Source organism: Citrobacter sp. wls615 (assembly GCF_005281355.1).
Taxonomy (GTDB): Bacteria; Pseudomonadota; Gammaproteobacteria; order Enterobacterales; family Enterobacteriaceae; genus Citrobacter; species Citrobacter werkmanii.
Map to the genome: position 1 here is coordinate 61,018 of NZ_SZXM01000087.1, position 22,254 is coordinate 83,271.

The following is a 22,254-nucleotide window of genomic DNA, read 5'->3' on the forward strand; positions in this document are numbered from 1 at the left end:
TAACACAAATATGTTAACCTGCCCCAGACTCATTCATAAGACAGAAGAAAGGAAACACTGTGAACAATAAGATGAAGACAATTGTCCCTGCCGTACTTTTCGCCGCCTTTGCCAGCACCTCTGCCTGGGCTGCCAGTAACGATACCGGTGCTCAGCCGCTGGAAAAAGTCGCCCCTTATCCTAAAGCGGAAAAGGGTATGAAGCGCCAGGTTATCCAACTTACCCCTGAGAAAGATGAATCTACTCTGAAAGTAGAACTGCTGATCGGACAAACGCTGGAAGTTGACTGTAACCAGCACCGCCTGGGCGGAGAGCTGGACAGTAAAACGCTGGAAGGTTGGGGATACGACTACTATGTTTTCGACAAAGTCACCTCCCCGGTTTCAACCATGATGGCCTGCCCGGACGGCAAGAAAGAGAAGAAATTTATTACCGCGTATCTGGGTGATGACGGCATGCTGCGCTACAACAGCAAGCTGCCGATTGTGGTCTACACCCCGGAAAACGTGGAAGTGAAATACCGTATCTGGAAAGCGGAAGAGAAGATTCAGGACGCAGTCGCGCGATAAGTGAGAATGTGCCGGATAGCGTAGGCTATCCGGCATTTTATTTACAGCGCGATATCCGCCACAGCTTTCTGCTCAGGCTGCGGTTGAGCCTGAGGTTTCAACTGCGGTTTTGGCGCTTCATCGGCAACCTGCGGCTTGTCGTATTTCAGACCCAGAACTTCGCTGGTGTATTGCAGCTCTTGTTCAGTTGCTTCAACGTTTCCGTTCAGCTTAGTACCATAAGACGGAATAATCGTTTTCAGCTTCGCCTGCCACTCAGGGCTGGCGACTTTATCTTTAAACACTTTTTCCATCAGATGTAGCATGATCGGTGCCGCGGTTGATGCACCAGGCGAAGCGCCCAACAGCGCAGCAATCGTACCTTCTTTATCGCTGACGACTTCGGTTCCCAGACGGAGCACGCCGCCCTTCTCTGCATCACTTTTAATGATCTGCACACGCTGACCCGCCTGCCATAAACGCCAGTCTTCTTTTTTCGCCTGCGGATAGTACTCTTGCAGTGCGGCAAAACGGTCGTCATCGCTCAGCATCACCTGGCTTACCAGATATTTCACCAGATCGAAGTTATCCAGGCCTACGTTGACCATCGGCATAAAGTTCGACGTCGTGGTCGAGCTGAGCAGATCCCACAACGAACCGTTTTTCAGGAACTTGGTGGAGAATGTCGCGAATGGCCCAAACAGCACGACACGTTTGCCATCGAGGATACGGGTATCGATGTGCGGTACGGACATCGGCGGCGCGCCCACAGACGCCTGACCATACACTTTCGCCAGGTGACGATTTACCACGTCCGGATTTTCCGCCACCAGGAACTGGCCGCCAACCGGGAATCCGGCATAGCCTTTCGCTTCTGGAATGTTGGTTTCCTGCAATAGCTTCAGCGCAGCGCCACCGGCACCGATAAAGACAAACTTCGCCTTGATATCATGTTCCGCTTCGTTGTTTTTCAGATCAGCGACCGTAACGGTCCAGCTATTGTCTGCATTACGCTTAAAGCCACGCACTTCGGTGCTCAGTTGCAGCGCAAAGTTGGGCTTCTTCTGCAACGAGGCAATCAGTTGGCGCGTGATTTCACCATAGTTAACGTCAGTACCAATCTCGGTGCGTGTTGCCGCGACTTTCTGTTTCGGATCGCGACCTTCCATGACCAGCGGTGCCCACTCTTTAATCTGCGCGTGATCTTCGGAATAACGCATACCACGGAATAAGGTGCTCTGCTGCAGTGCGGCGTAACGGGCACTCAGGAAATTCACATTCTCGTCGCCCCAGACAAAACTCATATGCGGGACGGTAGTGATAAATGAGCGTGGTTCATGCATCACGCCATTATTAACCTGATAAGCCCAAAACTGACGGGAAATCTGGAAGGCTTCGTTGATTTCGACTGCCTTTTCAATGCTGATGCTACCGTCGGCCTTTTTAGGCGTGTAGTTCAGCTCCATCAGTGCGGAGTGGCCGGTTCCGGCGTTATTCCAGCCGTTTGAGCTTTCCTGCGCTACGCCATCCAGTCGCTCGACCATGGTCATTGACCATTGTGGCTCCAGCTCTTGTAAATAGGTTCCCAGCGTGGCGCTCATGATACCGCCGCCAATCAACAGTACATCCGTTTCCTGCTCTTCCGCCGCTTTCGCTTTTGCTGCCATAGAGACAACGTTCAGCCCTACAGCCATGGTGAAGAGCATGGCAGTCACTTTTTTCATAATGTTAATGCCTTACTTTTAGTATCGCTTTTTGCTTTTAATGCAGGTGAAAATCGAGCGGCACCAACGGTAACACTTAAGTAAAAATAATTAAATATTGTTTATAAATTATATTTTAATTTTAAAAATGTTATTAATACGTTGATAATTTATACGGTTATTGACAATCACGTCTGGAAACCTGCCCGCCAGACGCGTACTATGCTGCGCTTTGCTATTCACGCACGGATGCCTGTCGGTCTGCTGTTATCAGGCCCTTTCTGACCTGAGAGTTACTATGTCTGCAACACACTCCTCCCCTGCGGTGACAGAACAGAGCACCCGCGCCGTACTGCGACAACCCCGCCTGTTGGTACGAGAAACGCTGGCGGGGGTGGTAACCGCCCTGGCGCTGCTCCCGGAAGTGATCTCTTTTTCCGTTATTGCGGGCGTCGACCCTAAAGTCAGCCTGATCGCTTCCGTCGTGTTGTGCCTGGCAATGTCTTTTTTAGGTGGCCGTCCGGCAATGGTTACGGCTGCTGCAGGATCGGTTGCGCTAGTGATTGGTCCGATGGTGCATCAACACGGCGTGCAGTACATTCTGCCTGCGGTGGCGCTGGCTGGGATGATTCAGATCCTGTTTGGCGTATCAGGGATGGCGCGTCTGATGCGATTCATTCCTACAGCCGTCATGACCGGCTTTGTCAACGCCTTGGGCATTTTGATTTTCTTTGCTCAGGTCCCACATTTTTGGGGTAAAAGCCCACTAATCTGGGGACTGTTTGTCCTGACACTGCTGATTGTGGTGTGGGTTCCACGGTTTATTAAAACAATCCCCGCGCCGCTTATCGCCATCGTGCTGCTGACGGTATTTACTGTAAGCAGCGGACAACTGCTACCAACCGTCGGTGATGAAGGTTCAATGAGCGGTGGACTTCCGGGATTAACGCAGCTGTTAGTGCCGCTCAACCTGCAAACATTGGCCATTATCTGGCCCTGTGCGCTGAGCATCGCTTTTGTCGGTTTGATGGAGTCGCTGTTAACCGCCCGTCTGGTGGATGATCTGACGGTGACACCGTCGAATAAGAATCGAGAAAGCACTGGACTGGGGATAGCCAATATTCTGGCCGGATTTTATGGCGGCATTGCCGGATGCGCGATGATTGGTCAAACCATCGTTAACGTCGAGATGGGCAAAGGACGCAGCCGCGTTTCGACGATTGCCGCCGGGTTGGTGTTGCTGCTGTTAGTCACCGCATTGAGCGAAGTCATGGCGAAAATACCCATGTCGGTGCTGGCGGGGATAATGGTGATTGTCGCGGTGAAAACCTTCAGTTGGCACAGCATTCAGCCCGCTACACTGACGAAAATCCCCGTTACTGAAACGCTGGTCATGCTGATAACCGTCGGCGTAACGGTCGCTACCGGCAACCTGGCGATTGGCGTGGTTGCCGGAGTGATGACCATGCTCATCCTGCCGCGCATCGTCAGACGTAAACGCGCGGCTACATCAGAAACAGCGTTGCCAGACCGAGAAAAATAAAGAAACCGCCGGTGTCGGTGATGGCCGTAATCATGACGCTTGAGCCGACTGCCGGGTCGCGCCCGAACTTCACCATCGTCATGGGAATAATCACCCCCATCAACGCCGCCATCAGCAGATTAAGCATCATCGCCAGGGTCATCACGCCGCCGAGCGCCATATCATCGTACAGCCACCAGGTAATGCCGCCCATAATCCCACCCCAGACGAGGCCATTTACCAGCGCCACGCCCATCTCACGCAGGATCAAAAACGTCAGGTTCCCTGGCTGAATATTTTGTAGCGCCAGCGCGCGAACGATCATGGTGATAGTTTGATTTCCGGTATTGCCGCCGATCCCTGCCACAATCGGCATCAGCGAGGCCAGTGCCACCAGTTGCGAAATCGTATGTTCAAAGCCATCAATGACCCGCGAGGCGATAAAGGCGGTACAGAGATTAATAGCCAACCATGCCCAGCGGGTTTTTACCGCTTTGGTAACCGGAGCAAACACATCCTCTTCGGCGCTTAAGCCCCCCATTCGACGCAGATCGGTATCGGTCTCTTCGTATACCACATCCACGATCTCATCGATGGTCAAACGCCCCATCAACTTACCGGCAGGATCAACCACCGCGGCACTGACCAGGTTGTCACGTTCGAACGTGCGCGCGGCGTTTTCGGCAATGTCTTCCGGGGAAAAGGTGAGCGGGTCATCTTCCATCACCTCGCTGACTTTACGCTGCACATCATTGAGCAGGATACAGGTTAGCGTCAGTTCGCCGACCAGCACCTTATTGCGATCGGTCACGAAAAGTTTATCGGTGTTCTCCGGCATCCTGCCCAGCCGCCGTAAATAGCGCTGCACCACTTCCAGCGTCACGTCCGGGCGCACGGTGATGACTTCGAACTCCATAATCGCACCGACGCGATTCTTCTCGTAGTGCAGCACCTGGCGCACGCGCGCCCGCTCCTCGGCCGGTAACGTCGCCAGCAGTCGTCCCGTAAGGTTACGAGGGAGATGCTGGACCAGATAAATCTGTTCGTCGATATCAAGATATTGCAACGCATCCAGCAGCTCGCGGTCGCTCATCTCATCAATCAGGTCGTCCCAGACGTTTTCTGACGCCTCAAGCAGGACGTTACCGCGCTTTTCATTTTCGACCAGCCGCCACAGGGCGTGGCGCTCTTCAGAAGGTAATGCTTCGAGGGTATCGGCCAGATCCGGCGGCGGCAGATGCGCCACCAGCGCCCCTACCTCAGCAATATCGTCGGCTAAGGTACCGACGTCATATTGCTCAGCCAGGGTAAGCTTGCCCAACAGCGTGGAAATAATGGCTTTATCAGTGGTCAGCAACCAGATGAGGCGCGCACGCTCTTCATCACGCAGTCTGGCGCTGTTTTTGTTGAATGCGGACATTAATCATAAATCCATGATATGAAATATCATTAATCATGATGCCGATTTATGTAAATAACAATAAACGGAACCGCCGGGCGGATAAAAAACCGGCGGTTGCTGGGATTACGCAGTACGAGCGACGGCATCACATGAAGCGGCGTCACGCTCATCGCCCACGAGTTCACTTAACTGTCCGTTACGCATCTCCAACAGACGATCGGCGTGAATAAAATAGTGATCGTCATGGCTAATAGCGAAGATGGTTTTACCCATTTCCTGCATCAGCGGCAATAACACCTGATAGAACTCACGGCGGAAGTGAGGGTCCTGATCGGCAGCCCATTCATCCAGCAGAATAATGTCGCGCTCCTCCGCCAGCGCCAGCAGCAGCGCCACGCGTTTTTTCTGCCCTTTCGACAGCTTGAGATTGAGAATACGCCCATCGTTCAGCTCAAGCTTGTGACCCATCTTCAGATGTTCCAGCCACTTCGCCACCAGCGCCGGATCGGCCTCTTTACCTTCCGGACCGAGCAGTTTGTCGAACAGCCAGACGTCGGTAAACACGGCGGAGAACAGCTTGCGATAGTCCTCTGGTTTTTCGACAGCAACCGCTTTGCCGTCGAGCAGGATCTCGCCTGACTGCGGCTGATACAACCCGGTGAGTAACATAGCCAGTGTGGATTTCCCGCTACCATTGCCGCCAATCAGGAAGATCAGTTCCCCGCGACGAATAGTCAGATTTACCGGCCCGACAGAGAACGCATTATCCTGATAGTGGAAAACCACGTTACGTAATTCCAACGTTTGCCAGTCCGGAAACGCGGTTGGGCGCGGGAATTCGGCCTTAAAGGGCGCCAGTGAGAACTTATTCAGCTTGTTGAAAGCGACCTGTGCAGTGAGCAGCGTCGGCAATGCGCCAACAGCAGAAAGCAGTGGCGTACGCAGGAATAACAGCGTCAGCGAATAGGTCGCCGCCACGGCGGTATCCGCCCAGCCCAGACTGTTAGCCATCCAGAACACCAGGCCAATGGCGCCCAGCATCATAATGTTCGACCAGTTCACCGCGCTGAGGTGGAAGGTATCGGCGCGGATAATATGGTGACGATACTCTTTGGCATCCGGGACGTATAACTGATTAAAGATATGCTCGGCGCGCTCGCGGTTGAGCGTCAACTCTTTGCGCCCTTCCAACACCGTCTGGTAATCATTGTACAATTTGTCTTCTGTTTCGCGCAGGGTCGCCATATGTTTATATACCCGCGCAACCAGCACAAATCCGCCCCAGATGGTGATTGCCACCCAGATTGCCGTCACCAGCAGCATTTTGGTTGATAGCATCGCCAGATACGCCGCCGACCCGATGGTCAGGATAATCCCCTGCACCAGCTCAGGCAGACGGACAAAAGCGATGGTGATGTTGCGGATATCGCTGGTTAAACCGGCCAGCAACGAGGCGCTGCCAAGCTGTTCGATACGCTCGACGTGGGTGTCCAGAATACGCTTGATAAATTCACTACGCAGGCGGTAAACAAAGTGGTGTCCCAGCGTGGTTAACGCCAGCTGTGAGCCGAGGGTGACAACCATCAACAGCAGCAGCAGGCCAAGAAACTCCGGTAGCACCATCAACGTGGTGTCGACCGTTTCAATCAGGCGCTGGTTAATAAACGCAATCAAACCAATTCCCAACGCAGCGCTGGCGAGGCTGAGCGCCATGACGCTGATAAATGGCCAGCGATACTGCCGCCAGACAAGAAGTAAAAGTTCCATGCAAACAACCCGGACAAGTAATAACAGCCCGCAGTTTAAACATCTCTTTGCCGACAGCAATAATAATTCTTATTTTTATTCTTTTTTACCAGCCTGGCGAAACGTCAGATTGTAACGACAGTCACCGGTTAACGGATGATACCCTGTCTTAAGTGGCTGGATCCCATGATAAAACAACCGTGAGTTCCCACCCCATACCACGACATCGCCATGCTCCAGCAGTAAACGTTTTAAAGGGTCATTACGGCGCAAACCGCCAAACTGAAAGATGGCTGGTAACCCCAGCGAGACAGAAACGATAGGCGCCCGCAGGTCAGGTTCGTCTTTATCCTGATGTAATGACAGTTTCGCCCCTGGCGTGTAGCGGTTAATCAGGCAGGCATCGGGTTGAAAATCAGCATAGCCCGCTGCGGTTGACGCCAACTGGCACAGGTCCGCGAAAGTATCCGGCATCGGCGGCCAGGGCGTACCGGATAGCGGGTCAAACGGTGAATAAAGGTAGCCATGTTGATCCGTCGTCCAGCCCAAATGACCGCAGTTGGTCATCGCCACCGACATCGTGTAACCGCCGGGCGTCACCATCTGGCGAAACGGCGACTGTCTGGCGACAGCCGCGATCGCCTGCAGTAAAGACGGTGCGGACTCAAAGGCAAAACGTCGCAAAATTACCGCGCCGGATGCCAGCGGTTCTTGCCAGGGTTTCTCATCCGCAAAGAGATCAAGCATTACGTTTCCTCCCCAGTGGTTTCTCGTTGCAGTAACTGCGCTTTGCGCGCAATACCCCAGCGGTAGCCCGAAAGCGCACCATCATTGCGGATCACCCGGTGACACGGGATGACAATCGCCAGTTTGTTAGCTCCGCAGGCGCTGGCCACCGCGCGTACCGCTTTCGGTTTGCCGATGGCGCTGGCTAACTGCTGGTAGCTAACCGTCTTACCACATGGGATTGCGCGCAGCGCTTGCCACACCTGCAGCTGGAATGCGGTCCCGCGAATATCCAGCGGCAGAGACAACGACGTATTGCGCGTATTAATCACGGCGATGACTTCACGCACATGCTGCTGGAAATCGGCATCGGCTGCTTCATCCTGAGCGGCGGGAAACAGCTCATGCAGTTCCGCAACCAATGTAGCATCATCGTCACCCAACAAGATCGCGCAGATACCGCGTTCGCTTTCCGCCACCAGGCAACGACCCAGGGCGCAATCTGCCAGGGTATAGCGCACAGAAACGTTGTCGCCGCCTTTGCGAAATTGCCTGGCGGTCATCCCTAGTGCCTGATCCGCTTGCCGGTAATAGCTGCTGCTGTCGGGGAATCCGGCGTTCAGAATCGCCTGGGTTACTGGTGCCCCTTTTGCCAGGGCATCGCGCAGACGACGAGCGCGCCAGGACTGCTGCCACGCTTTCGGGGTCATGCCCGTCGTGGCTTTAAACAAGCGGTGTAAATGATACGGGCTCATCGCCACCTGCTGCGCCAGGTCATCCAGCGTGAGAGGCGACTCCTGCTCCAGCAACTGACAGGCGTGGGCTATTTTGTCCAGCCGATGCTGCTGCGCACTATCTTTATCCGGCTGGCAGCGTTTACAGGGCCGAAACCCGGCGGCCTGCGCCTGCTCGGCATCAGCAAAGAAACTGACATTTTTGCGCAGCGCATGCTTCGCCCGACAGGACGGACGGCAGAAAATACCGGTGGTGTGGACGGCGAAAACAAACTGACCGTCGGCGTCAGCATCACGATCCACAACAGACTGCCAGCGGTCATCATCAGTTATGCGTAAACGACTTTTCATTATGGACTCCTTTGTTAAGCATAGCGCTTAGCCTCAGTGTGTCCTGATAGCCAGGTATAAAAACCCGCAATCTTGCTTTTTAATTTTTTTCGCTGAGCAGAAAGCTTTTAAACTGCGGCGACATCCAGGTTTTAAACCCTTGCCCCTCTTTCACAATCATATACACCGCCAGCCCTTCACGACGCACCACTTCTTTGGCCTTTTCCGGGCCGAGCACCATCAAACCGGTATCCCAGCCGTCAGCCTCCAGCGCCGTAGGGGCTATCACCGTCACAGACACCAGATTATGTTCGATCGGACGACCGGTTTGCGGATCGATAACATGCGACAGGCGTTTACCGTCCAGCTCGTAATAGTTACGGTAGCTACCGGAGGTGCTGATGCCGTGCCCGTTAATGTCGACAACCGCTTGCACCGCGTTTTCACGATCGGTGGGTTTCTGGATCGCCACCCGCCATGGATGTCCTTCCGCATTCATACCACGACTGTTTAGCGCACCGCCAACGGAAACCAGATAACGGGCAATCCCCTCTTGCTCCATCAGTCGCGCCAGATGATCGGCGGCATAACCTTCACCAACGGTAGACAGATCCACATACAGATCCGGCAAGTCTTTTTGCAGGTAGTTGCGTTGCGCCTCATTCACTACCTTCAGGTGTGAAAGTCCGGTTTGCGCTTTTGCGGCATCAATTTGCGCCTGAGTGGGAATGTGCACGGGTTGCTGATCCGGACCAAAACCCCACAGGTTGACCAACGGTCCCACGGTGATATCCATCGCCCCATCGGTTTTCGCGCCAATTCTCAGCGCCGACGTGACGATATCCGCCATGGCGTCATTAACCGGCCACGGCGACAGGCTTTTCGATAGATTAAAGCGCATCAGGGCAGAATCATTTTTATAGGTTGAAAGAAGCTGATCGTCAGCATCAAGCTGAGTCTGGATCTTCTCCTGCAACTCCCTGGCGCGTTTGGCATCCACGCCCACCGCGCTGACCCGCCAGAAGGTGCCCATCGTTTTACCTTCCAGAACGGTGGCGGATTGTGTGGTCTGAGCCGGTTTCGGGGCATCATCGCACCCGACAAAAAAGATCGTCACAGCCAGTAGCGCTGCGCGATAAAAATTCATTTCCATACGTAATTATCCTCATGCGAACGGGCGCAAGAGTACACCAAAAATCGTTGTTTGTACGGCGAAAAAAAGCATTAAAAAAGGCCCCGCAGGGCCTTTTAACAACATGAACGCAGATTAGAACTGGTAAACCAGGCCCAGTGCTACGATATCATCGGTAGCGATACCAGCATCACGTGTAAAGTTGTTGTCATCCAGCAGGTTGATTTTGTAATCAACATAGGTGGACATGTTTTTGTTGAAGTAGTAGGTTGCGCCAACATCAACATATTTCACGATGTCCTGGTCACCGTAACCATTGTTCAGGTCTTTACCTTTAGACTGCAGGTAAGCCACGGATGGACGCAGACCGAAGTCGAACTGGTACTGCGCAACGGCTTCGAAGTTCTGCGCTTTGTTAGCCCAGCCCAGGCTACCCGCACGCGTTGCGTTGTAGGTCTGGGTGTACTGTGCTGCCAGGTACACATTGTTCGCGTCGTATTTCAGACCACCAGTGTAAGTTTCAGCACGATCGCCAGTACCGAAGTTCAGCTTGTTCTGTTCGTCAGTACGTTTAGAGCTGGTGACTGCAGTACCCAGGGAGAAGCCTTCACCGATATCATAAGTGATAGATCCGCCAACGCCGTCGCCGTTCTGAAGCAGTGCGTCACGACCGTTGCCGGTCACACCAGTCATACCTTCACCTTCCGGGCTACCGTTTTTACCCTGGTACTGAATGGCAAAGTTCAGGCCATCAACCAGACCGAAGAAATCGGTGTTACGGTAGGTCGCGAAGCCGTTACCACGCTGCTGCATGAAGTTGTCCGCACCATAGGTGTCACCGCCGAATTCCGGCAGAACGTCGGTCCAGGACGTTACATCGTAAACCACGCCGTAGTTACGACCGTAGTCGAAAGAACCTGCATCAGCGAATTTCAGACCAGCAAACGCCACACGGGTCCAGGCGTTGTTTTCGTTTTCAGAGGAGTTACCCATGATCTGGTATTCCCACTGGCCGTAACCGGTCAGTTGGTCATTAACCTGGGTTTCGCCTTTGAAGCCGATACGCATATAGGTCTTGTCACCATCATCACCTTTGTTGTCGGAGAAATAGTGCAGACCATCGACTTTACCGTACAGGTCTAATTTGTTGCCGTCTTTGTTGTAAATTTCAGCCGCATTTGCTGCGCCTGCTACCAGCAGAGCCGGTACCAGGAGGGACAGTACTTTAACTTTCATGTTATTAACCCTCTGTTATATGCCTTTATTGCTTTTTTATGCCACTGCTCACTGGCTAACCCTCATTAACCAGTCGGCAACTTCATTCTCCGCAAAAACACAGAATAATCCAACACGAATATGATACTAATACTTTAAAGATGTTTCATTTATCTATGTAGATGTTTCAAAATATTAACAAAAGGGAACTTTTTTTAATTAAGAAAATGGAGAGAATAAGCACAAATAGCCAAGAACCATTAAAAAACACATATAAATCAATTAATTAAACAAAGCACAGCCATAGCACTGAATGATAAAAAAAAATCTTCACTCGCAACTAAAATAGACTCGCTATCATCATTAACTTTATTTATTACCGTCATTCATTCATGAATGTCTGTTTACCCCTATTTCAACCGAACGCTCTGCGTTCGGTTTTTTTTTACTCTTCTTTACACAAAGCTGACTGTTCTGTGCTACCGATGAACAACTATCACGTCTATTAACCATCCCGTCACGTTGAGATCAGAAATAAACCTTATTATTAATTTCTTGTTATTTAATGCTAAATGTATACATTCACTACAAAATATTTGTACCCGCTATTCTTCGCTGTACATCTTTGCATCATCGGGGGTTACAGCAAAATGCGGCGCAGACAATGCAAACTCTGTCGCATGCTCCAGATATGGCAATTCATACATTACCCTTTATACTGCCCCTTCATGTTTCGCGTCGTTTAACAGGTCATAAACACGAATGAGTCAGTCTGACACAACGGCTTCTACCCGATTCTCTCTCCTACCGGGAAATATTACCCGTTACTTCTTATTACTGATCGTGGTGCTGTTGGTGATGATGGGCGTCATGGTCCAGAGCGCCGTCAATACCTGGCTAAAGGATAAGAGCTATCAGATTGTCGATATCACCCATGCCATTCATAAAAGGGTCGATACCTGGCGATACGTGACCTGGCAAATTTATGACAATATTGCTGCCACGCCCAGCTCGCCTGGCGCAGAAGGGCTGCAGGAAACTCGCCTGAAACAAGATGTCTACTATCTTGAAAAACCTCGCAGAAAAACCGAGGCGCTGATTTTCGGCTCACATGACAGCTCTACGCTGGAGATGACCCAACGAATCTCAACCTATCTGGATACGCTGTGGGGCGCGGAAAATATTCCATGGTCAATGTATTACCTCAATGGTCAGGACAATAGCCTGATCCTTATCTCAACATTGCCGCTGAAAGATCTGACTTCCGGCTTTAAGGAATCGACGATCGGTAATATTGTCGACTCCCGGCGCGCTGAAATGCTGCAGCAGGCCAATGCGCTGGATGAGCGTGAAAGCTTCTCGTCGCTGCGCCGTCTGGTCTGGCAAAACGGACATTACTTCACGCTGCGCACGACCTTTAATCAGCCGGGACATCTGGCAACGGTTGTCGCCTTTGACCTGCCGATTAATGACCTGATCCCTGCCGGCATGCCGCTGGACAGTTTCCATCTGGTCCCTGATGCCAGTTCAACGACTGAACACGTCAATGAAAAAGAGTCGCCTGACAGCGTCAGTATTAGCTTCAACAACAGTAAAATTGAGATCTCATCGGCGCTGGACTCAACGGATATGCGGCTGGTCTGGCAGGTTCCGTTCGGCTCATTGCTACTCGATACGCTGCAAAACATTCTGCTGCCGCTGTTACTGAACATCGCGTTGCTGGCCCTGGCGCTGTTTGGTTATACCACCTTTCGTCACCTCCCTGCCCGTTCAACCGAAGTGGCGCCAAATCTTGCGGCAAATAATGAACTGCGGATCCTGCGTGCGATCAATGAAGAGATTGTTTCCCTGCTGCCGCTGGGATTACTGGTGCACGATCAAGAAGCCAACCGCACGGTAATTAGCAATAAAATTGCCGACCACCTGCTGCCGCATTTAAATCTGCAAAACATTACCAATATGGCGGAGCAGCATCAGGGCGTCATTCAGGCCACTATCAATAATGAACTGTATGAAATCAGGCTGTTTCGCAGCCAGATCTCATCGCGAACGCAGATCTTTATCATTCGTGACCAGGACCGTGAAGTACTGGTTAATAAAAAGTTGAAGCAAGCGCAACGGCTGTATGAGAAAAACCAACAGGCTCGCGCAGCCTTTATGCAGAATATTGGTAATGCGCTGAAAGACCCGGCTAAAACACTGGCTGCTAATGCCGCCGCGCTCAATACCCCCGACAGCCAAAAACTGGCAAATCAGGCTGACGTTTTGGTTCGCATGGTGGATGAAATCCAGTTGGCTAACTTGCTGGAAAGCGACGCCTGGAAAGGTGAATCAACGCTGTTTTCCGTACAGGCGTTGATTGACGACGTGGTCCCGGAGGTGTTGCCGGCCATTAAGCGTAAAGGGCTGCAGCTACTGATTAAAAATCACCTTAGCGCTCATGACGAACGCCGTGGCGACCGCGATGCCCTGCGTCGTATTTTGCTGCTGCTGATTCAATATGCGGTAACCACCACGCAGATTGGTAAAATCACGCTGGAAGTCGACCAGGATGAATCGGAGGCTGAACGTCTGACCTTCCGCATTCTGGATACCGGGGAAGGCGTCACGTTACAGGAAGTTGATAACCTGCATTTCCCGTTCATTAATGACACACAAGGCGATCGTTATGGCAAAGCCAACCCATTGACGTTTTGGCTGTGCGATCAGTTAGCCCGTAAGCTGGGTGGACACCTGAACATTAAAGCGCGGGAAGAGCTTGGAACACGTTATATAGTCCATGTTAAAATGCCACTGCACGATCAACATGCTGATAGTGAAGAGCGCCTGTTAGATGACGTCTGCGTGATGGTTGATGTGACCTCTAATGACGTACGGAGCATCGTATTACGTCAACTGGAAAACTGGGGCGCAACCTGCATCACGCCCGACGAACGGTTGAATAGTCAAGAATATGATCTCTTTTTAACAGATAATCCGTCTAATCTTACTGCCTCGGGCTTGCTTTTAAGCGATGATGAGTCTGGCGTACGGAAAATTGGCCCCGGTCAGCTGCGCGTCAACTTTAATATGAGCAATGCTATGCAGGAAGCTGTCCTCGAGCTGATAGAAGAGCAGTTGGCACAAGAAGAGCTCCAGGAGCTCCCCCTCGGCGGAGATGAAAATGCCGAACTTCATGCCAGCGGTTACTATGCACTCTTTGTAGACACAGTACCGGATGATGTTAAGAGGTTGTATACTGAGGCAGCAATCAGTGATTTCGCTGCGTTAGCCCAAACGGCTCATCGCCTGAAAGGCGTGTTTGCCATGCTTAATCTGGTACCCGGCAAGCAGTTATGTGAAGCGCTGGAACATCTTATTCAAGAGAAAGATGCTCCAGGTATAGAAAAATACATCAGCGACATTGACGCATACGTCAAGAGCTTGCTGTAGCAAGGTAGCCCAATACATGAACACTATGAACGTAATTATTGCCGATGACCACCCGATTGTACTGTTCGGTATTCGTAAATCACTTGAACAGATCGAGTGGGTAAATGTTGTCGGCGAATTTGAAGACTCCACAGCACTGATCAACAATTTGCCTAAGTTAGATGCTCATGTGTTGATTACCGACCTCTCCATGCCGGGAGATAAATACGGTGATGGGATCACGTTAATTAAATACATCAAGCGCCATTTCCCGAGCCTGTCGATTATTGTTCTGACCATGAACAATAACCCGGCCATCCTGAGCGCGGTACTGGATCTCGATATTGAAGGGATTGTCCTGAAGCAAGGCGCGCCAACAGACCTGCCGAAAGCGCTGGCCGCGCTGCAAAAAGGGAAGAAATTTACTCCGGAAAGCGTTTCTCGTCTGCTGGAGAAAATCAGCGCCAGTGGCTATGGCGACAAACGTCTGTCACCGAAAGAGAGTGAAGTTCTGCGTCTGTTTGCCGAAGGTTTTCTGGTTACGGAAATTGCCAAAAAGCTCAACCGCAGTATTAAAACCATCAGCAGCCAGAAAAAATCGGCGATGATGAAACTCGGTGTGGAAAACGATATCGCGCTGTTAAATTACCTCTCTTCCGTGACGCTGAGTCCTTCAGATAAAGAGTAAGTAACTGCCGATGGCACTGCGTTTCTCAGACCTACGAACAACTTGTTTCGTAGGTCTGATAAGAGATCTCTTATCCCCGCGCATTCCTCACTCTTTCCGCATAGACCGTCAGCGTTTGCTTCAATACATCCAATGTCACTGGCTTGGAAAGACAGCTATCCATACCGGATTCCAGACAACGCTGCTTCTCTTCAGCCAGCGCGTTTGCCGTCACGCCCACAACCGGCAACGTTAAACCTAACTGGCGGATGCGCTGAGTCAGTCGATAACCATCCATATTTGGCATGTTGACGTCGCTCAGCACGATGTCGATATGGTTTTTACTCAGTACATTGAGCGCATCGACACCGTCATTCGCCGTTTTACACTGATATCCCAACGATCCCAGCTGATCGGCCAGTAAACGCCGGTTGATAGGATGATCGTCGACCACCAGTATCATCATGTCATCATTGGTCGCGCCGACTTTATCCGGGGCGGGGAGCGCCGTGGAGAGTTCTTCACTCCCCAGATCAACGCTGTAAATATGCGCCAGCAGCGCGGGCAGTTCGTGCGGTGACGCCACGCTGTGCACCCACTCCCCTGGCCCCCTTTCTAACGGAATCCCAATATGTCGACGGCAGAAAATCACCGCGGCACGTCCTTGCCACGCCTGTTCCAGCACATCGTCGGCAACCAACAAGTCATCAGCGTCCGGGTGCTGCCCCTCATAACGCAGCACCGTCACCCCGTTACGCGTCAGACTGGATTCGACAAAGCGATACAGCGATGCGTTACGCACCGCCAGCCAGCAACGGGTACCTGCCAGTCCTTCTACGCCTTTTTTCTGCGGATACTGGGCGCCATAAAGAGGAATACGGAGCGTAAACTGGCTGCCCATTCCCGGTTCTGAATCAACGGAAATATCGCCATCCATCATGCTGATCAGTTTTTCACAGATAGCCAAACCGAGCCCGGTTCCCTGGAAATTACGCTGTACGCCAGTGCCCACCTGAAAGAAAGGATCGAACAAACGGACCACTTCTTTGGCGGGGATCCCCACCCCGGTATCACGCACACGGATACTGAGGTAATCACCGTCACACTGCACATGCAGCACAATGCAGCCGGTATCGGTAAACTTGATCGCGTTACTCAGCAGATTGGAGATCACCTGCTGTAAACGCATAGGGTCGCCATTCAACGCGACGGGCACATCCGGGTCGATAAAACAGTACAATCCCAACTGCTTACGCACCACCAGCGGCAGATAGTTTGCCGTAATATGGCTCATCACTTCACGCGGTGAGAACTCGCGCGGTTCAATCTTCAACTGTTCAGATTCAATTTTCGAGAAATCGAGAATATCGCTGATAATTTTCAACAGCAGGCTGGAAGAGTTATTCATCGCCGTCACCAGGCGATCCACCCCGTTGGGTAACTCTTTGGTTTGCAACAAATCGAGGTTACCGATAATGCCATACAGCGGCGTGCGCAGCTCATGGCTCACTGTCGCAAGGAACATCGATTTGGACTGACTCGCCTGTTCCGCCGCCTGGGCCATCTCCTGCAACGACTCTTCCATTTTAACGCGCGCGCTGACGTCAACCAGGACGCAAATTGCCACGTTTTCATTGCGATAGCGCGAATGCACAAAGCTGATTTGCAGATTGGTATTGTTACTGGTCAGCACATCGACAAAATTGACCTGCTGGCCGCAGATGATTTGCGTTAACCGTTGCCGGTCTTCATGCGTCAGCATATTCAGATAGGTATGCGCCAGTTCATTACTCAGGATGTTAATGCCATCCAGCGTGCGCAAAATACAAATCCCCACCGGCGCGGAAGCCACAATTTTACGGTTAAATTGCTCGTGTTCCTCCAGGCGCTGTGCATCGCTTTCCGCAGGAATAAAAATACGCCGCTCATACATACGCGTGAGCATAAATAATGCCGCGCCGACCAGCACATTCAGCAGGATAGCGTTCAGGATCATCATGCGGATCCGCTCCAGCACCAGATCCACCGGAACAGAGTACACAATGCTCAGCGATGACGGCGGCAGATTTTTCTTCAGCACCAGATCGCGAAAACCCGGCGTATAGCCAAACCAGGAACGCTCCTGCATCCAGCGTGGTTCAGCCTTAATATTCCCCTCAGGACCGGTGAGCGAAATCAGCGCATGGCCATTTTCATCGAGAATGGTCACCCCCATCGGCAAACTGCCCGGCGTGAAGAAGTTCTCCATGCGAATAGGTTGTTCCACGCCCAGCAGCGCCTGCAGACGGTTGGCAAGATAAACCGGCGTCAGCGCATAGAAATAGCCCACTCCAGGACGCGGCCCCTGGCTAATCCAGAACAGGTTATTACCGTTTTCATCCTGCGGCGCATTGCGATACTTAATAATACGCTCATGCAGCGCTTTCAGGGCCTGGTCACGTTCGACGGGCATCTCACGCAGACCAAAATTCGCCATACAGAGATTATCGCTGCCGATCAGGAATACGCGATTCAAATCATAGGCAGCAGAAAAATTGTCGCGCCAGTAGCGCATAAACCACGCCAGCGACTCCAGAGAACCTCGCCAGGCGTTGCCCATCACCGAACAGTCGGAGTCGGCAAACAGCGGCTCAAAGTTAGGTACGACGGTTTTGTCATCCCGCGCCCGCAGCGACATCACGCCGTTTTCCGCCGTTAAGCGATTCTCAGCAATATATTTCAGCTCTTTAATAACATCCGATGTGCGCTGGATATAACGCTGGGCCTGATCGGAGCTGAGGTTAAGCTCCTGATGGATCTCAGACTCTCTCTGGTGCAGCGCGTTCACAATGTAGAACACGGAGGCAAAAGCGATCAGACACCAGATCAGGAGCGCCAACGCTCTGAACAGGTAGCGTGAGACTTTTAGGGTTGAATGAACGGAAGCAAGGTATTTCAAAGGGGCGAAGCTCCGCCTCAGGGCATTAATAGAGTGTGGTTAAGGTAGCGGTAAATGTCCGGCGTCGCAATGCCCTCTCTTTACACGGAAATGATACACGGCCCTGGCTCCGCTGTCTTAACCCCGCGACGTTTACACCACCGAACGATTGCTGCGCCGATGAGTTCTCTTGTTTATATCGTAGAAATCGCCAGCCGTTCAGCAGTCTTATCTGAAAATGAGAAAAAACGCTTCGCGCCTTGCCCTGCTTAACAACACGCAGAACATCGGCTGCTCCCCTGCGCGTACACGGGTCCACGAGCGCCACAGAGGTAACTTGAAGGAAAAAGTGTATATGTCATAATAAACAAAACCGAGGGACCTCAATGAACATTATCGAACAGCTTCAGTTACTGGTAAAAACGGGCTCACACACGGAAAAAACTATTAGCCGTTACATTCTGGCTACATTATCAGGTGCAGAAAAACTGACCTCGACGGCAATATCAAAAAAGACCCATACCAGCCAACCGTCTATTGTTCGTTTTGCCCAGGCTCTCGGTTATACCGGTTTTACTTCCTTTAAATATGATTTAATTAAGTGTCTGCGCAGTGAGCCCGCCGCCCTGCTTCCGGCGCAGGCGGCCAGGAACAATATTATTCTCAGTGAATTTATTAACAATAATAACCCGGCGGCGATTAATACTTTCTTTGAAATTATCAGCTCCAGTCGTAATCTTTATTTTTGTCACTCACGGGAACTCGGCTCTCTGCTCAGTAATATTATTCAGGACTATAGTGATATTGGTAAGGTGTGTATTCCCGTTGAGTATCAAAACGCCAATTCGCTGTTAGCCAATAGCCTGACAGATTGTGATTCCGTCATCCTGCTGCCGGGCCCTAAGGATGAGCCGGATAACCAGTTGATTACATTGATTCGTGAGCATGAAGCCGCCTCGCTGGCCATCGCCTGCCATCAGAGCGGTACATCACTGGCCGATGTGACGCTGTACACCCCGCAATCCAGCGTCAGCCCTCTGAGTTTCGCCGCGTTGAAAATGTCACTGCATACGCTTTTTTTTCATGCCCTGCAATATTGCTATCTGAATATGAATAATGAAAAGACGTCCCATAAACGATGATCGTTGGCAGGGTCAGGGGGAATAAGATACCCTGCTTTAATCAGAGAAATTAAAGCCCAAAAGAATGTTTATGAGACGTGAAAACCAGATTAATTACAACTGCACAATATTCCCTGTTGATAACGAATGATGCACCGCCTCACAGATTAACGTCGCCTGTAACCCATCTTCGGCTGTTGCCAGATACGGCGTATCAAATAATATGTGTTCCACAAAATCATGTATTGGCTGAATTCCGTATCCGCTGGCCTTATTATTAACGTAATTAATGAAGTTATAATTTGGCGTCGCGCTACGCTGTGGGGTAAACATTTCATAACCGCGCAACTGCGCATCCGCACGATAATAGTTATTTTCAGTGATCACAAAACTACGACCATCATTGGCTTTGGGAAACGTTGGCGGTAAACACCACCCTACTTCCACCGTCCATTGCGCACCATTTTCAAACGTAACAAAAGACTGAATGGTATCCCAGGAATCGATGCCTTCAGCCACCAGTTTCTTCTTCTGTCCTATCGCATAGACGCTCACCGCGTTGGCGCCGTTCATATAATAGCGAATTAAATCAAAACAGTGAGTGCCGAGAAAATGGACCGGAGAGCTCTCGTTCGCCCACGATAACCAGTTTTTTGGCACGTCGATGATGTCATCCATGCTCATATAGCCACGCAGTACCTGGCCGGTTTCCGGCTTCAACAGCTCATGATGAATATGTTGTGCCATCCCGTCCCAGCGCTTGTGGTAATCAACGCCGATTTTCACCCCATGCTCTGCGGCGCAGCGGATAATCTCCCGACATTCCGCCGAGGTTGTCGCCATCGGTTTTTCAATCAGCACATGTTTGCCGGCGGTGATGGACTCAATCGTAGCATCAAAGTGGAACGGATCCGGGGTGGCGATCGACACCAAATCGACCTGCGTGGCGGCGAACAATTCTGCCAGCGATGCAAAGCCGGGAATGTGAAACTCCTGCGCCACGCTGGCCCGGATTTCCGGGTTGATTTCGCAAAACCCGACCAGATTTACCCACGGATTATAGTGATAAGCATTGATATGGTGTTTGCCGTAAATTCCCGCGCCAACCACCGCGGCATTGATTTTGTTCATGACACGATTCCTCAGTTAAACAAACCAAAAGAGAACAGATAGCCGATAGCCACCGCCAGAGGGGCGGTAATCATTCGTGACAGCAGGAAAGCCGGCACACCAAGGCGAATGGTTTTCTCTTTCGCCTCCTGCATAGAAAGCCCAACGGGAATAAAGTCGGCGCCTACCTGGACATTTATCGCAAACAGCGCCGGCAGCGCCATCAGGGGTGAAACTACGCCGCTGCCGATGAGCGTCCCCACCAGCACGCCCACCACCTGTGCTATAGCCGCCCCCGGAGCCAGAATCGGCGAGATAAACGGTAAGCCGCAGATAATCGCGATGACAAACAGACCGGTTAACGATCCGGCAAGCGGTGACAGCGCATTCCCGGCCCACTGACCAATTGCCGTTTCCTGCACCAGAGCAATCAGCACGGAGATAAAAGCCATAAACGGAATAACGTTTTTAATGCACAGCTCAACCGACTCGCGCGCGGAGGTATAGAGCAGGCTGACAAAGTTCCCGATCCCCGTCGCAAATCGGGTCATCAACTCCAGCGCGGTGTTGGTCGCCGAACCGCGCGGTTTGGTATTCCCCTGGCGACTGACGGCCACCGAAGCATCACCTGCGGGCAGAGGTTCAACAACATCCACCTCTTGGGCAGTGACCGGCTGATTAAGCGTTTCAATCAGCGATAGCGATTCACTGCTGACATCAGAAATGTAGATATCCTCGGTGATATACTTCGCCAGCGGCCCCATCGCGCCGGTGGGGAGAATATTGATGGTCTTGATTCTTTTTTGTGGGTAGATGCCGCAGCGCAATGAACCGCCGCAGTTGATCACCACGCAAAGGATTTTCTTATCATCCGGCATTGCATCAAAGCCGTTAACAACCGGCATCTCCAGCATTTCACCCAATTTTTTGGCAATCGGGTCAATGCTTTTCCCGGTGAGCGACAAGATGACTTTGCTGGTATCGCGAGATAAATACATATCATCGCCAATCCCTGAATGACCTTTTTTAATCAGCACGGTTTTCATCGGTTTTCCTCATTATTGTCAATGGGCCCGTTAATTCATTAACGGCAGGCGGGCAATCGCTTTTTACGTGTAATGCACCATAGGCGATTGGCTTTTCTGCCCCGTCAAATACCACTGTCATATGCCCCAGCTCAGATAAGTTTTGCCACGCCGCATCTCCCCAGCAGGTGATACTCCATATCTGGTTATTAATCTGTAAAACGTAGTTCGCTGTTTTTTGTAATGGCGCGCTATTACAAACAATATTCTTAATTACCAGCACATAATCGAGATAATCTTCCGGGGCGCGATCGTTAAACGTTATCAGCATGCCACTAAGCAACCCCTCTTCTACTTTTTTTCCAGCTTTTACGACGTCAGCCGAAAATAGTACTTTCATTGTTTTTCCTTATTCCTGGTTAAGTTCACGCTTCTCCAGCCTGGTGAAGATATATTCGGTAAGAAAACCGCGGATAAATCCAAGCAAAATACCTGCCGCGATATAACGCAATGCCAGATCGGCAACAGGAAGGTCGAGTCGGGTAATCCCCGCAGCCACGCCCAGCCAGATAAAGAGTTCAGATGGCACAATGTGGGGAAACAGCGAGGTCAGCGGGTGAACGGTACTGCCCAGCGCATCCTGATAAGCGGGCTTACACCGTTCTGGCAGGAATTTGCCCATGGTCAACGCGCCGGGACTGCTCAGGAAGAACCAGGCAAAACTGGGCAATATTCCGTAGGTTAATATTTTTGATTTACCCATCAGGGTGGCGACTTTTTCCATCCGCTGCTGACCTATTAACTTCATTATGAAATTAACCGTCAGAATTAGCGTTATTAACATCGGAATAGTGCTGACGATCATCCCGGAGAATATCTTGCCAGCACTCTGAAAAAGATGGATAAAACCTTCCGCAATTTCAACTATCATAGTTAACTCCCAAC

At 51.4% G+C, this 22,254-nt stretch carries 17 protein-coding genes and 1 pseudogene; 5 read left to right on the forward strand and 13 right to left on the reverse strand.

From position 1 onward, the window contains the following. Positions 1–33: 33 nt before the first annotated feature. Positions 34–93, reverse strand: a pseudogene (locus tag FDX04_RS24735) (hypothetical protein); the annotation flags it as partial. On the opposite strand from FDX04_RS24735, the gene eco reads away from it, so the two are divergent. Beyond that, complete coding sequence (gene eco / locus FDX04_RS22525; RefSeq protein ID WP_061382229.1) at positions 72–569, forward strand: serine protease inhibitor ecotin; 498 nt, start codon at positions 72–74, stop codon at positions 567–569. The pseudogene FDX04_RS24735 and the gene eco overlap by 22 nt on opposite strands. A gap of 41 nt (positions 570–610) precedes the next feature. On the opposite strand, the gene mqo is transcribed toward eco, so the two are convergent. After that, entirely contained in the window at positions 611–2,272 is a 1,662-nt protein-coding gene (mqo, locus tag FDX04_RS22530; protein WP_137371494.1) for a malate dehydrogenase (quinone), read from the reverse strand. Between the two features lie 277 nt (positions 2,273–2,549). On the opposite strand from mqo, the gene FDX04_RS22535 reads away from it, so the two are divergent. Next, a complete protein-coding gene (locus tag FDX04_RS22535; RefSeq protein ID WP_137360931.1) occupies positions 2,550–3,794 on the forward strand; it encodes a SulP family inorganic anion transporter in 1,245 nt (414 codons plus the stop codon). Here the strand turns inward: FDX04_RS22535 and mgtE are convergent. The 6 genes from mgtE to FDX04_RS22570 form a co-directional block, all read right to left on the reverse strand. Next, on the reverse strand, positions 3,757–5,193 hold the full coding sequence (gene mgtE / locus FDX04_RS22540) for a magnesium transporter (RefSeq protein WP_137360932.1): 1,437 nt from the start codon (positions 5,191–5,193) through the stop codon (positions 3,757–3,759). The two genes, FDX04_RS22535 and mgtE, sit on opposite strands and share 38 nt — an antisense overlap. Positions 5,194–5,298: 105 nt before the next feature. After that, positions 5,299–6,942 (reverse strand): multidrug ABC transporter permease/ATP-binding protein, encoded by a 1,644-nt coding sequence (locus FDX04_RS22545; RefSeq protein WP_137371495.1) that lies wholly within the window; start codon positions 6,940–6,942, stop codon positions 5,299–5,301. A gap of 75 nt (positions 6,943–7,017) precedes the next feature. Continuing rightward, on the reverse strand, positions 7,018–7,668 hold the full coding sequence (gene alkB, locus FDX04_RS22550; protein ID WP_042307174.1) for a DNA oxidative demethylase AlkB: 651 nt from the start codon (positions 7,666–7,668) through the stop codon (positions 7,018–7,020). Beyond that, positions 7,668–8,732, reverse strand: coding sequence for a bifunctional DNA-binding transcriptional regulator/O6-methylguanine-DNA methyltransferase Ada (gene ada, locus FDX04_RS22555; protein WP_061382096.1), 1,065 nt, complete (start codon positions 8,730–8,732; stop codon positions 7,668–7,670). The genes alkB and ada overlap by 1 nt, the downstream gene beginning before the upstream one ends. A gap of 79 nt (positions 8,733–8,811) precedes the next feature. Next, on the reverse strand, positions 8,812–9,864 hold the full coding sequence (apbE, locus tag FDX04_RS22560; protein WP_137360934.1) for an FAD:protein FMN transferase ApbE: 1,053 nt from the start codon (positions 9,862–9,864) through the stop codon (positions 8,812–8,814). A 114-nt stretch (positions 9,865–9,978) separates the two neighbouring features. After that, entirely contained in the window at positions 9,979–11,079 is a 1,101-nt protein-coding gene (locus FDX04_RS22570; protein WP_137360935.1) for a porin OmpC, read from the reverse strand. Between the two features lie 741 nt (positions 11,080–11,820). Between FDX04_RS22570 and rcsD the strand changes: the two genes are divergently transcribed. Both rcsD and rcsB read left to right on the forward strand, forming a co-directional pair. Beyond that, positions 11,821–14,490: a phosphotransferase RcsD gene (gene rcsD, locus FDX04_RS22575; RefSeq protein WP_042307165.1), complete on the forward strand. Its 2,670-nt coding sequence runs from the start codon at positions 11,821–11,823 to the stop codon at positions 14,488–14,490. Between the two features lie 16 nt (positions 14,491–14,506). Continuing rightward, on the forward strand, positions 14,507–15,157 hold the full coding sequence (gene rcsB, locus FDX04_RS22580) for a response regulator transcription factor RcsB (protein ID WP_003027592.1): 651 nt from the start codon (positions 14,507–14,509) through the stop codon (positions 15,155–15,157). 70 nt (positions 15,158–15,227) lie between these two features. On the opposite strand, the gene rcsC is transcribed toward rcsB, so the two are convergent. Next, positions 15,228–18,074, reverse strand: a complete 2,847-nt coding sequence (rcsC, locus tag FDX04_RS22585) for a two-component system sensor histidine kinase RcsC (RefSeq protein WP_079223352.1) — start codon at positions 18,072–18,074, stop codon at positions 15,228–15,230. A 365-nt stretch (positions 18,075–18,439) separates the two neighbouring features. Between rcsC and FDX04_RS22590 the strand changes: the two genes are divergently transcribed. After that, on the forward strand, positions 18,440–19,195 hold the full coding sequence (locus FDX04_RS22590; RefSeq protein WP_137360937.1) for a MurR/RpiR family transcriptional regulator: 756 nt from the start codon (positions 18,440–18,442) through the stop codon (positions 19,193–19,195). A 93-nt stretch (positions 19,196–19,288) separates the two neighbouring features. Here FDX04_RS22590 and FDX04_RS22595 read toward each other — a convergent pair whose 3' ends face one another. Genes FDX04_RS22595 through FDX04_RS22610 form a run of 4 tightly spaced genes read right to left on the reverse strand, consistent with a single transcriptional unit; the run spans position 19,289 to position 22,240 of the window. Continuing rightward, positions 19,289–20,305, reverse strand: coding sequence for a Gfo/Idh/MocA family protein (locus FDX04_RS22595; RefSeq protein WP_006683708.1), 1,017 nt, complete (start codon positions 20,303–20,305; stop codon positions 19,289–19,291). Between the two features lie 11 nt (positions 20,306–20,316). Further along, positions 20,317–21,330: a PTS glucitol/sorbitol transporter subunit IIB gene (locus tag FDX04_RS22600; protein ID WP_137360938.1), complete on the reverse strand. Its 1,014-nt coding sequence runs from the start codon at positions 21,328–21,330 to the stop codon at positions 20,317–20,319. Beyond that, entirely contained in the window at positions 21,311–21,709 is a 399-nt protein-coding gene (locus FDX04_RS22605; protein WP_137360939.1) for a PTS glucitol/sorbitol transporter subunit IIA, read from the reverse strand. Before FDX04_RS22605 ends, FDX04_RS22600 begins: the two co-directional genes overlap by 20 nt. A gap of 9 nt (positions 21,710–21,718) precedes the next feature. Beyond that, entirely contained in the window at positions 21,719–22,240 is a 522-nt protein-coding gene (locus FDX04_RS22610; RefSeq protein ID WP_006683705.1) for a PTS glucitol/sorbitol transporter subunit IIC, read from the reverse strand. Positions 22,241–22,254: the final 14 nt, after the last annotated feature.

Excerpts from the sequence above, each read along its gene's own strand:
- alkB (WP_042307174.1), bottom strand. The coding sequence starts at position 7,668 with ATGCTTGATCTCTTTGCGGATGAGAAACCCTGGCAAGAACCGCTGGCA.
- FDX04_RS22590 (WP_137360937.1), top strand. The coding sequence starts at position 18,440 with ATGAACATTATCGAACAGCTTCAGTTACTGGTAAAAACGGGCTCACAC.
- eco (WP_061382229.1), top strand. The coding sequence starts at position 72 with ATGAAGACAATTGTCCCTGCCGTACTTTTCGCCGCCTTTGCCAGCACC.
- FDX04_RS22600 (WP_137360938.1), bottom strand. The coding sequence starts at position 21,330 with ATGAAAACCGTGCTGATTAAAAAAGGTCATTCAGGGATTGGCGATGAT.
- mgtE (WP_137360932.1), bottom strand. The coding sequence starts at position 5,193 with ATGTCCGCATTCAACAAAAACAGCGCCAGACTGCGTGATGAAGAGCGT.
- FDX04_RS22570 (WP_137360935.1), bottom strand. The coding sequence starts at position 11,079 with ATGAAAGTTAAAGTACTGTCCCTCCTGGTACCGGCTCTGCTGGTAGCA.
- FDX04_RS22535 (WP_137360931.1), top strand. The coding sequence starts at position 2,550 with ATGTCTGCAACACACTCCTCCCCTGCGGTGACAGAACAGAGCACCCGC.
- ada (WP_061382096.1), bottom strand. The coding sequence starts at position 8,732 with ATGAAAAGTCGTTTACGCATAACTGATGATGACCGCTGGCAGTCTGTT.
- FDX04_RS22545 (WP_137371495.1), bottom strand. The coding sequence starts at position 6,942 with ATGGAACTTTTACTTCTTGTCTGGCGGCAGTATCGCTGGCCATTTATC.
- FDX04_RS22605 (WP_137360939.1), bottom strand. The coding sequence starts at position 21,709 with ATGAAAGTACTATTTTCGGCTGACGTCGTAAAAGCTGGAAAAAAAGTA.
- rcsD (WP_042307165.1), top strand. The coding sequence starts at position 11,821 with ATGAGTCAGTCTGACACAACGGCTTCTACCCGATTCTCTCTCCTACCG.
- FDX04_RS22610 (WP_006683705.1), bottom strand. The coding sequence starts at position 22,240 with ATGATAGTTGAAATTGCGGAAGGTTTTATCCATCTTTTTCAGAGTGCT.
- apbE (WP_137360934.1), bottom strand. The coding sequence starts at position 9,864 with ATGGAAATGAATTTTTATCGCGCAGCGCTACTGGCTGTGACGATCTTT.
- rcsB (WP_003027592.1), top strand. The coding sequence starts at position 14,507 with ATGAACACTATGAACGTAATTATTGCCGATGACCACCCGATTGTACTG.
- FDX04_RS22595 (WP_006683708.1), bottom strand. The coding sequence starts at position 20,305 with ATGAACAAAATCAATGCCGCGGTGGTTGGCGCGGGAATTTACGGCAAA.
- mqo (WP_137371494.1), bottom strand. The coding sequence starts at position 2,272 with ATGAAAAAAGTGACTGCCATGCTCTTCACCATGGCTGTAGGGCTGAAC.